Here is a 9,251-nt window from a genome sequence, read left to right on the forward strand (position 1 = left end):
TTGAATAAAATTAATTCTTTTGATGAACTTAGAAACATTCAAAATAAGCATAATGACTTACTAGAAATCAGAAAAATAAACGAAGAACTTGAAAAGTCTTCCGAAGGCACGAGATGTATAAGACACTTATCGGTTTGTGGTGGTACAGGATGCATGTCAGCTCAAAGTGATGAAATATTATTAAATTTACAAAAGGAAATTGAAGCTTGTGGACTAGCTGATGAAGTAACTGCTCATATTACCGGTTGCTTTGGATTCTGTGAAAAAGGACCAATTGTTAAGGTTTCCCCTGATAATGTATTTTACGTTACTGTTAAACCAACAGACGTCGCAGAAATAGTTAGCGAGCATTTGTTAAAAGGAAAAGTGATTGATAGGCTTTTATTTGAAGAACCAAGTTCAAAAACGAAAATAAAAAAACAGGAAGATATGCATTTCTATAAAAAGCAAGTGAGAATTGCTCTTAGAAACTGCGGACTTATTAATCCTGAAGATATACAAGAATATATAGCTGAAAATGGTTACTTAGCATTAGGTAAAGTAATTACAGAAATGTCTCAAGATGATATTATAAAATTAATGATTGATTCAGGACTTCGAGGCAGAGGTGGCGGTGGCTTTCCAACGGGTAAGAAATGGGCTTTTGCAAAAATGTATGACGCTGATCAAAAATACATAATTTGTAATGCCGATGAAGGAGACCCAGGTGCTTTCATGGATCGTTCTATTCTTGAAGGTGACCCTCACAGTGTGCTAGAAGCTATGGCAATAGCAGGTTTTAGTATTGGTGCTTCAATTGGAAACATTTATATTCGAGCAGAATATCCTCTTGCTATTAGTAGACTTCGAACCGCTATAAGACAAGCTCGTGAGTTAGGACTTCTTGGAAATAATATTTTAGGAACCGATTTTAGTTTTGATATAGAGATAAAATATGGTGCTGGCGCTTTCGTATGTGGAGAAGAAACTGCATTAATTCAATCTATTGAAGGCGAACGTGGTGAACCGACCAATAAACCACCATTCCCAGCACAAAGTGGATTATGGAATAAACCAACTTGTGTTAACAATGTTGAAACTCTTGCAAATATTCCAGCTATCATTAATAAAGGTGCAGCTTGGTACAGTTCTATAGGAACAGCTACCTCTAAAGGAACAAAAGTTTTCGCTCTTGCTGGTAAAATCAATAACGTTGGACTAGTAGAAGTTCCAATGGGTACTACACTCCGAGAAATTATTTTTGATATCGGTGGTGGCATTAAGAACAATCGTGAATTTAAAGCTGTTCAAACGGGTGGCCCATCAGGTGGATGTATTACTGCAGAATTCTTAGATACTCCAATAGATTATGAATCACTAGGTGCTATAGGCTCTATGATGGGTTCTGGTGGTATGATTGTCATGGATGAGGATAATTGTATGATTGATATAGCTAAATTCTATTTAGAATTTACTGTAGAAGAATCTTGTGGTAAATGCACTCCTTGTAGAATTGGAAATAAACGTCTTCTTGAAATGTTAGAAAAAATTTCAAAAGGAAATGGAACAAAAGAGGATTTGCATAAACTAAAATCACTTGCAAATACCATTAAGGACACTTCACTATGTGGCCTGGGACAAACTGCTCCAAATCCAGTATTAAGCACTATGAAGTATTTCAAAAGCGAGTATGAAGCTCACGTATATGATAAAACCTGCCCTGCTGGAGTTTGCAAGAATTTATTAAGATACATTATAACTGATAAATGTATCGGCTGTACAAAATGTGCAAGGCAATGTCCTGTTAAATGTATTAGTGGGAAAGTTAAAACATTACATGTTATTGACCAAGATAAATGTATTAAATGTGGCGCCTGTCAAACAGCATGTCCAGTAAATGCAATTGTCAAAAAATAATATATGAGTGAGTTTGTAAAATATTAAATATAAGAAAGAGGTGCACGCCGTGAGTTTAATTACTCTTACTATAAACGATAAAAAAATCCACGTAGAACAAGGCACAACTATCCTAGAAGCTGCTAGAATATTAAATATAAGCATCCCCACATTATGTCATTTAAATATGCATGATGGAATAACTACAAACCATCCAGGTTCTTGTCGTGTGTGCGTAGTTGAAGTTATGGGCCGAAGAAACCTAGCCCCTGCTTGCTCAACTCCCGCTACAGATGGAATGGTTATTAAGACAACTTCAATTAGAGCTATTAAAGCTCGTAGAACTGTGCTTGAACTAATTCTATCTGACCATCCACAAGACTGCTTATTATGCGAAAAAAATACTGTTTGTGAATTACAAAGATTAGCTGGCGAACTAGGTATTCGTGAAATTCGATATAAAGGCGAAATGTCAACTTATCCTTTAGATAATTCAACTAGTTCTATTGTTAGAAATTTAGATAAATGTATATTATGCAGACGTTGCGAAACTATGTGTAATGAAGTTCAAACTGTTGGAGTTTTATCCGGTGTAAGCAGAGGCTTTGACACTGTTGTGTCTCCTGCTTTTGGCCTACCCATGGGTGAAACAAAATGTACTTTCTGTGGCCAATGCGTTGCTGTGTGTCCAACTGGGGCATTAACAGAAGTTAATAACACCTCTAAAGTTTGGAACGCTCTTGATCAAACTGATAAAGTTGTTGTTGTCCAAACTGCTCCTGCAGTTAGGGCAGCACTTGGTGAAGAATTCGGACTTGAACATGGTACCGCCGTTACAGGAAAAATGGTTGCTGCACTAAGAGCTTTAGGATTCACTAAAATATTTGATACCGATTTTGCAGCTGACTTAACAATAATGGAAGAAGCTAGTGAATTTGCTCATAGATTGCAACACGGTGGAAAACTTCCAATGCTTACAAGCTGTTGTCCTGGTTGGGTTAAATTCTTTGAGCATCAGTTTAATGATCTTTTAGATATTCCATCAACCTGTAAATCACCACAACAAATGTGGGGTGCTGTTGCTAAAACGTACCTTGCAGAGAAGATGAACATTGAGTCAAAAGATATGATAGTTGTATCTGTAATGCCTTGTCTTGCAAAAAAATATGAAGCTGCTAGACCTGAGATGTCTACAAACGGAGTACCGGATGTTGATATAGTTATTAGTACAAGAGAACTTGCCAAAATGATAAAAGAAGCTGGAATTGATTTCAATTCATTACCAGAAGAAGATTTTGATAACCCATTAGGTGAATCTACTGGAGCTGGAGTTCTATTTGGTACATCTGGTGGAGTTATGGAAGCGGCCATTCGTACTGCTTATGAGTGGTTAACAAATGAAACACTTGAAAGTGTAGATTTTGAAGGAGTTCGAGGTTTAGAGGGCATAAAAGAAGCTTCTATAAAAATTAACGACCTTGATGTTAAAGTCGCTATCGCTAGTGGACTTGGAAATGCTCGTAAATTATTAGAAGCTATTCGTTCGGGAGAAGCTAAATATCACTTAATTGAAATTATGGCTTGCCCTGGTGGATGTATTAACGGCGGTGGACAACCGTATTCAAACGCTTTCGAGGATATACTATCAAAGAGAATGTCTGTTTTGTATAGTGAAGATAAAAATAAAACTATAAGAAAATCACATGAAAATCCTTACATCAAGAAAATATATAAAGAATTTCTAGGTGAACCTTACGGTGAAAAAGCACATGAACTTCTTCATACAGAATACGTAAAACGTAAATAATATTTAATAAAAACAGCAGGTAACCTGCTGTTTTTATTCATAAATAATTAACATTAACATGTTTTCCTAATTTCTTCATACATTCTACTAGTTGATCCACAATTTTGAGCTTAATGTTGAAGTCTATTGAAAAATTAGGATTCTGATGTGCTGAATTTATAGCCTTGCCAACCCATAAATTAATATGAGTACAATCTTCTATTAGCATTTTAACCAGTCTACTAGCCCCGTCAAGACCTTCTAAATTGCACGAATACTCTTGCTGCGAGAAGTTCGCCTCATAATTTTTCAATTTTTCTATTGCTTTACTTAAAGTTAAAACTCCTTCGGTTACTAAATCTATTCCTTCCAAGCTTGCGGTAGGAGGCACATCTTTATCGAAAAAGTCTAAATTTACTTTAAGCTCCCGGCCAAGTTCTCTGCTTGCAATATTAGAAGTAGTTCCCCCGCATATTATCTTCTTTCCATTACCCCTCATGAATTCTCTAATAACATGACTATCATTTCGTGCATCCTTTGGTGGTCCAGTAAATATATCTATAATTTCAGGTTTTCGTGCTTTTATACATAAAGCCGTAGTATCATCTCCAGGTTTTCCTCCATATAAATCCCAACAAACCTGAATTAAATCCTTTGCAATATTTTTTGCACTTCGCCTACATTGTATATTTCGAATCAGATAGTTTTGTACATTATCCCAGCTCCATCCTAGATTCAATATGTTTCCGATACCCGCATGAATACATCCATCGCTTACCACTGTAAGCACATCACCCTCTTGCATTGTAAATTGGCTTTCATATACTTTTTTATCATTAATTATACTTTCTTTCTTATCTATTTTAATTCCCTTATTGCCTCTAATTAAAAAGAAAGGTGGGTTATCATATTCTACAATATATGCCCTTCCATCATTATAAATTTTTATGAGAGTAAAGGTACAATAGGCGATTTTCCTAACCTTGCACACAGGTAGGGTATTTACTATAGTATCTACTGTTTCATAGATATCAGCACCTTCTTTAAGCATAGTACTAGCTATTTTCGCTGTTAGTGAAGCTAGTATATTAGCCTTCACACCACTACCTAAGCCATCTGCAAGGACTATTATTGTGCTATCTTGGAGCCTTATTATATCTACCCTATCACCACAGAGCTCCTCATCTTTTTTTATAAGGTTATCATATGATACATCAATAAATAAACCCATTTTATTCACCATCTTCTCCTGCTACTATTTTTTTAAGCTTAGTTAAAATAATCTTTGTTTCTGCAGTTGTTTCACCAAGTAGACTAGCTATTTCTTGAGCAACTCTCATTTGCTTATCAATAACCTCTTGAGCAGCATTTAGAGTATTTTCTTTAACTTTTTTCAGTTCTTTTTTATTTTTTTCTTCTGACATAATATTAATCATACTTACAAGCACCATATCTTGTTTAGACAAATATACAATATTCGCAATGAACACTACTCCATACTTCGGATAAGCAACTTTTTTACCTATTATACTTTCTCCAGTTTCCCTTACGTTTTTAAAATTCTCATCTTCAACTAATATGGATATAGGTTTACCTATAATATTTTCAGCTTGTATTTTAAATATGGCCTTGGCCGCTGGGTTTATCTCTCGTACATTCATATCTCCATCTAGAAGAATTAGAATACTGGCAGTATTTTCGACAATTTCATTAGAAATGCTTTCTGCTTTATTTCTCATATAATGAAGACACATATTTGTTTCTGCCATACCTTCAAATACTGCTTGGGCCTTTATTCTACAAGTATCATATCCGCATACACCACAGTTAAGTTCATCTTTAAGTTCAAATTTTCCCATTTTTTTCATAATAGTTATGATTTCTTCTTCAGTAGCTATAACTCTTTTTATAGGTTTTTCACTAAATTCTCTACTAAAACTCATATCCCCCGGAATCTCTGTATATATCGGATTATTATAATTTTTACGACTATTTATATAATTCTTAACTTTATTTAATTTAGCATAATAATTTTCACCACTCTTTACCATTACTGGTCCACCGATACAACTTCCCTTGCAGGTGCTAACTTCAATTAAAATATTGTTTAAGTCACCACTTTTAATGCTATTAAATACTTCTATACACTCTTTCATTCCACTTACTGACATAACACTAAGCCTACTTTCTTTTAATCTATCTCCCATTGCCTCTATAATACCTCCGCCTATAGGGAATCCTTGACCCTTACTATAAGGCGAGGTATTAAAGTCCTCTTCTTCCAATTCTTCCGTTTTTATACCACATTCAACAATCCAAGAATTCACTTCATCAAAAGTTAATACAGCATTGATTATATTTTCTTGTAAATAACTATCAAACTCAGATTTTTTTGCAAGACAAGGTCCTATAAAAACAATAAAGCTATCTTCGCCAAATTTACTTTTCAGTAATTTACAGTGGGCTATCATTGGAGATACTCTAGGTATCAGGTGTGGAATGAGTTCTTTAAAATATTTAGTCACCAAATAGTTAGCTGATGGACAAGCCGTTGTTATATAAACATTTTGATTATTATTTATAATATAATCATTATATAACTCAGTCACCATTTCAGCCCCTACTGCAGTTTCTTCTATTATACTAAATCCCATCTTCTTTAATGCGGAGACCACTATTCCCGGCTTCACATCAAAAAAGCCAGCAAAGGATGGCGCTAAGCTTACTACCACTTTTTTACCTGAATGTATTGCACTTTTAACTACATCCACATCACTTTTAATTTCTCTAGCATTCTGTGGACATATCGTAAGGCAGTGGCCACATTCTATACATCTTTCTTCATCTATCATAGCTTGGTCATTTTCAAATTTTATTGCCTTCACAGGGCATGAACGAAGACATTTATAACAACTTGTGCAATCTGCTTTAGAAAAATTTATATTACTCATTCGAAATACCTCTCATTATAGTTTCATAAAAAAACGAATCCACGTTATTTTCATTTAGCGAAAAAAATTTATCATCATTCACAGTTACTGAAACTGCCTCTGTGCATCTTTCAATACAGAATGCGCCCTTAATTTCTACCACATTAGAAACGTTATTTTCGCTGATTAGCCTTTGTAAAGCTTCTATTACTTTATAAGATCCTTTTAAATGACAAGCACTACCAACGCAAATACTAATAGATATCATTATTATCATCCCTTCTAGTAAGTTAACTCTATCTTTATTTTATATCATAATCTTTAAACGCACTAAGCACTCTATCTAATATACCATTTATATAAGCTATAGCTATACCAAAATTGGTAATAGGTAATCCCTCTAAGTTAGCCTTTTTAATCCTTGATATTAGTTGCTGTCTATTGAACATACAAGCTCCGCAATGAAGTATTAGCTTATATTCACTTAAATCCTCTGGAAAACTACTTCCCGCACAGATTGTTATATCTAGTTTCCCACCAACTTTTTTTTCAAGCCAAATTGGAAGTTTTTCTCGTCCTATATCTCCTTCAAGAGGATGATGAGTACATGCTTCGGCTATAAGCACCTTATCTCCTGATCTCAATGTATCTATAGCTCTTGCACCTTTAACTAAGCTGTGTAAATCTCCTTTATACCTAGCCATAAGTATAGAAAAAGAGGTAAGGGGAACATCCTTCGGTATTATGGAATTAACTTTCTTAAAAACCTGAGAATCCGTAATTACTAAATCTGGTTTATTCGCTAGTGAGTCTAAAACCTCCTGGAGTTCGCTGTCCTTTACTACTAGTGCCATTGCATCATTATCAAGAAGATCTCTTATTATTTGAACTTGTGGAAGTATTAACCTACCTTTTGGTGCTTGAATATCTTGTGGTGCCACAACTATCACTCTTGCCTTTGGTTTTACTATATCACCCACAATTGTACTTCTTTCAAAATTCTCTGGCGCCATATCCATAATAGCTTTTTTTAGCTCATCAATATTTACATTATCCTTAGCACTAACCTTCACAAAAGATATATTTATAACTTGCTTAATTAGCTCTAAGTCAATGTCACCTTGGTCAATTTTATTAATAACACCAACTACAGGAATCTTCCTTTCCTTTAGCTCCTCATACCATTCACTTTCAAATGATAAATCTCTATTACTGCCATCAATAACTAAAAGTGCTAAATCAGTTTTATCCATAACCTCTTTAGTCTTCTTTATTCTAAGCTCCCCTATTTCGCCTGTGTCATCAAGTCCCGCAGTATCTATTATAACTACTGGCCCTATAGGAAGTAGCTCCATAGCCTTGTATACAGGATCTGTAGTAGTTCCCGCAACCTCCGATACTAAAGCAGCCTCCTGCGCCGTTAGTGCATTTATTAAACTAGATTTTCCAACATTTCTTCTTCCAAATATAGCTATATGAAGCCTATTAGAATTTGGTGTCTGCTGCATATTCATCCTCCTAATGTTCTATTTATTGCTGATTTGACATTCACCCCAGATATCTTTCCTATCCTCCCTGTCATTGCACTTATCTCATCCATTGTTCCATCCACAATTATAGAAATTACAAATATTCCTCTATCTTTATAAGGTACCCCAATTCTTCCCACAATTAAATTTCCAAATTCGTGTAGTATATCATTAACAAAGGTAGCCTTATCAAATTCTTCTATTATTATACCTATAACTCCAATTCTTTTTTCCATTTTAATCCTCCACTTTTCCATATAATTATACAAAATGTCAGTTACAATTGTCAATGAATTTGGATTATCTATTTGGATACACTAAGTATGATAAGTATAAAGGTAGGTGATAATATGATACTTATAAAAAGAAGCATTCTTTTTATTTTTACAACTGCATTTATTTGCTTCTTCTGGACTAATGGTCCAAATATTAATAGTAAGGGAAAAATCGATCAAGCATTTATGCCTATAAATACTTCCACGAACAATTCTAATGATATTAACCCAATGAAATTTGTCTATTTAACTTTTGATGATGGTCCTACTTTTATTGTTACTGACGCAATACTTGATGAATTAAAAAAAGCAAACGTAAAAGCTACTTTTTTCGTAGTAGGGAAGGAAATTGAAGGTAAAGAAAAAATCCTTACTAGAATTTACAATGAAGGTCATAGCATAGGTCTTCACACATATAGTCATAATTTTAAGAAAATATATAGGAGCAGTGAAGATTTTATTAATGAAATGAAAAAAGCCTCTGATAAAATTGAACAAGTGACTGGATTTGCTCCTAAAATCATAAGATTTCCTGGTGGTAGCTCAAAACGATTAAATTCTCATTCTTTAGAAGCCCTTCATAAGAATAATTTTAAAGTATTTGATTGGAATGTTAATGTGGATGATGGTATTAACCCTAATTTAACTCCAGATTTACTTGTTAAAAACTCTCATACCATTAAAGGTAATAAAAATGTAGCCATAATATTAATGCATTGCAACTTTAATAATAGAAATACTGTAAAAGCTTTACCTCAAATTATAAAATATTATCATGATTTAGGTTATAATTTTAAAACTATTAATGATGATACTCCAGAGTATTATTATAGATTTGAAAACTAAATCATCACAT

The 9,251-nt window shown here is 33.9% G+C and carries 8 protein-coding genes; 3 read left to right on the top strand and 5 right to left on the bottom strand.

Features of this window, described 5'->3' with window-relative positions; all coding sequences use genetic code 11:
* Both ACJAX4_RS02145 and ACJAX4_RS02150 read left to right on the top strand, forming a co-directional pair.
* Window positions 1-1,896 (top strand): NADH-ubiquinone oxidoreductase-F iron-sulfur binding region domain-containing protein, encoded by a 1,896-nt coding sequence (locus ACJAX4_RS02145; RefSeq protein WP_435787809.1) that lies wholly within the window; start codon window positions 1-3, stop codon window positions 1,894-1,896.
* 49 nt (window positions 1,897-1,945) lie between these two features.
* Window positions 1,946-3,682, top strand: coding sequence for an NADH-dependent [FeFe] hydrogenase, group A6 (locus tag ACJAX4_RS02150; RefSeq protein ID WP_435787810.1), 1,737 nt, complete (start codon window positions 1,946-1,948; stop codon window positions 3,680-3,682).
* Between the two features lie 37 nt (window positions 3,683-3,719).
* On the opposite strand, the gene ACJAX4_RS02155 is transcribed toward ACJAX4_RS02150, so the two are convergent.
* From ACJAX4_RS02155 to ACJAX4_RS02175, 5 genes are read right to left on the bottom strand one after another with little or no spacing between them, the layout of a single operon-like run.
* Entirely contained in the window at window positions 3,720-4,892 is a 1,173-nt protein-coding gene (locus ACJAX4_RS02155) for a SpoIIE family protein phosphatase (RefSeq protein ID WP_435787816.1), read from the bottom strand.
* 1 nt (window position 4,893) lies between these two features.
* Window positions 4,894-6,612 carry a [Fe-Fe] hydrogenase large subunit C-terminal domain-containing protein gene (locus tag ACJAX4_RS02160; RefSeq protein ID WP_435787811.1) on the bottom strand — a complete coding sequence of 573 codons (1,719 nt, stop codon included), beginning with the start codon at window positions 6,610-6,612 and terminating at the stop codon, window positions 4,894-4,896.
* Complete coding sequence (locus tag ACJAX4_RS02165; protein WP_435787812.1) at window positions 6,605-6,859, bottom strand: (2Fe-2S) ferredoxin domain-containing protein; 255 nt, start codon at window positions 6,857-6,859, stop codon at window positions 6,605-6,607. Before ACJAX4_RS02165 ends, ACJAX4_RS02160 begins: the two co-directional genes overlap by 8 nt.
* A gap of 34 nt (window positions 6,860-6,893) precedes the next feature.
* Entirely contained in the window at window positions 6,894-8,099 is a 1,206-nt protein-coding gene (gene hydF / locus ACJAX4_RS02170; protein ID WP_435787813.1) for a [FeFe] hydrogenase H-cluster maturation GTPase HydF, read from the bottom strand.
* A 2-nt stretch (window positions 8,100-8,101) separates the two neighbouring features.
* Window positions 8,102-8,356, bottom strand: a complete 255-nt coding sequence (locus ACJAX4_RS02175) for a TM1266 family iron-only hydrogenase system putative regulator (protein ID WP_435787814.1) — start codon at window positions 8,354-8,356, stop codon at window positions 8,102-8,104.
* An 87-nt stretch (window positions 8,357-8,443) separates the two neighbouring features.
* Here ACJAX4_RS02175 and ACJAX4_RS02180 point away from each other — a divergent pair, with 87 nt between their 5' ends.
* A complete protein-coding gene (locus tag ACJAX4_RS02180) occupies window positions 8,444-9,241 on the top strand; it encodes a polysaccharide deacetylase family protein (protein WP_435787815.1) in 798 nt (265 codons plus the stop codon).
* Window positions 9,242-9,251 lie beyond the last annotated feature (10 nt).

The sequence above is a fragment of the Clostridium sp. genome (genome assembly GCF_051278035.1).
Classification (GTDB): Bacteria; Bacillota; Clostridia; order Clostridiales; family Clostridiaceae; genus Clostridium_AD.

Bases quoted from the DNA above. Each gene is read 5' to 3' on its own strand.
- hydF (WP_435787813.1), bottom strand. From the start codon at position 8,099: ATGCAGCAGACACCAAATTCTAATAGGCTTCATATAGCTATATTTGGA.
- ACJAX4_RS02160 (WP_435787811.1), bottom strand. From the start codon at position 6,612: ATGAGTAATATAAATTTTTCTAAAGCAGATTGCACAAGTTGTTATAAA.
- ACJAX4_RS02155 (WP_435787816.1), bottom strand. From the start codon at position 4,892: ATGGGTTTATTTATTGATGTATCATATGATAACCTTATAAAAAAAGAT.
- ACJAX4_RS02175 (WP_435787814.1), bottom strand. From the start codon at position 8,356: ATGGAAAAAAGAATTGGAGTTATAGGTATAATAATAGAAGAATTTGAT.
- ACJAX4_RS02165 (WP_435787812.1), bottom strand. From the start codon at position 6,859: ATGATATCTATTAGTATTTGCGTTGGTAGTGCTTGTCATTTAAAAGGA.
- ACJAX4_RS02180 (WP_435787815.1), top strand. From the start codon at position 8,444: ATGATAAGTATAAAGGTAGGTGATAATATGATACTTATAAAAAGAAGC.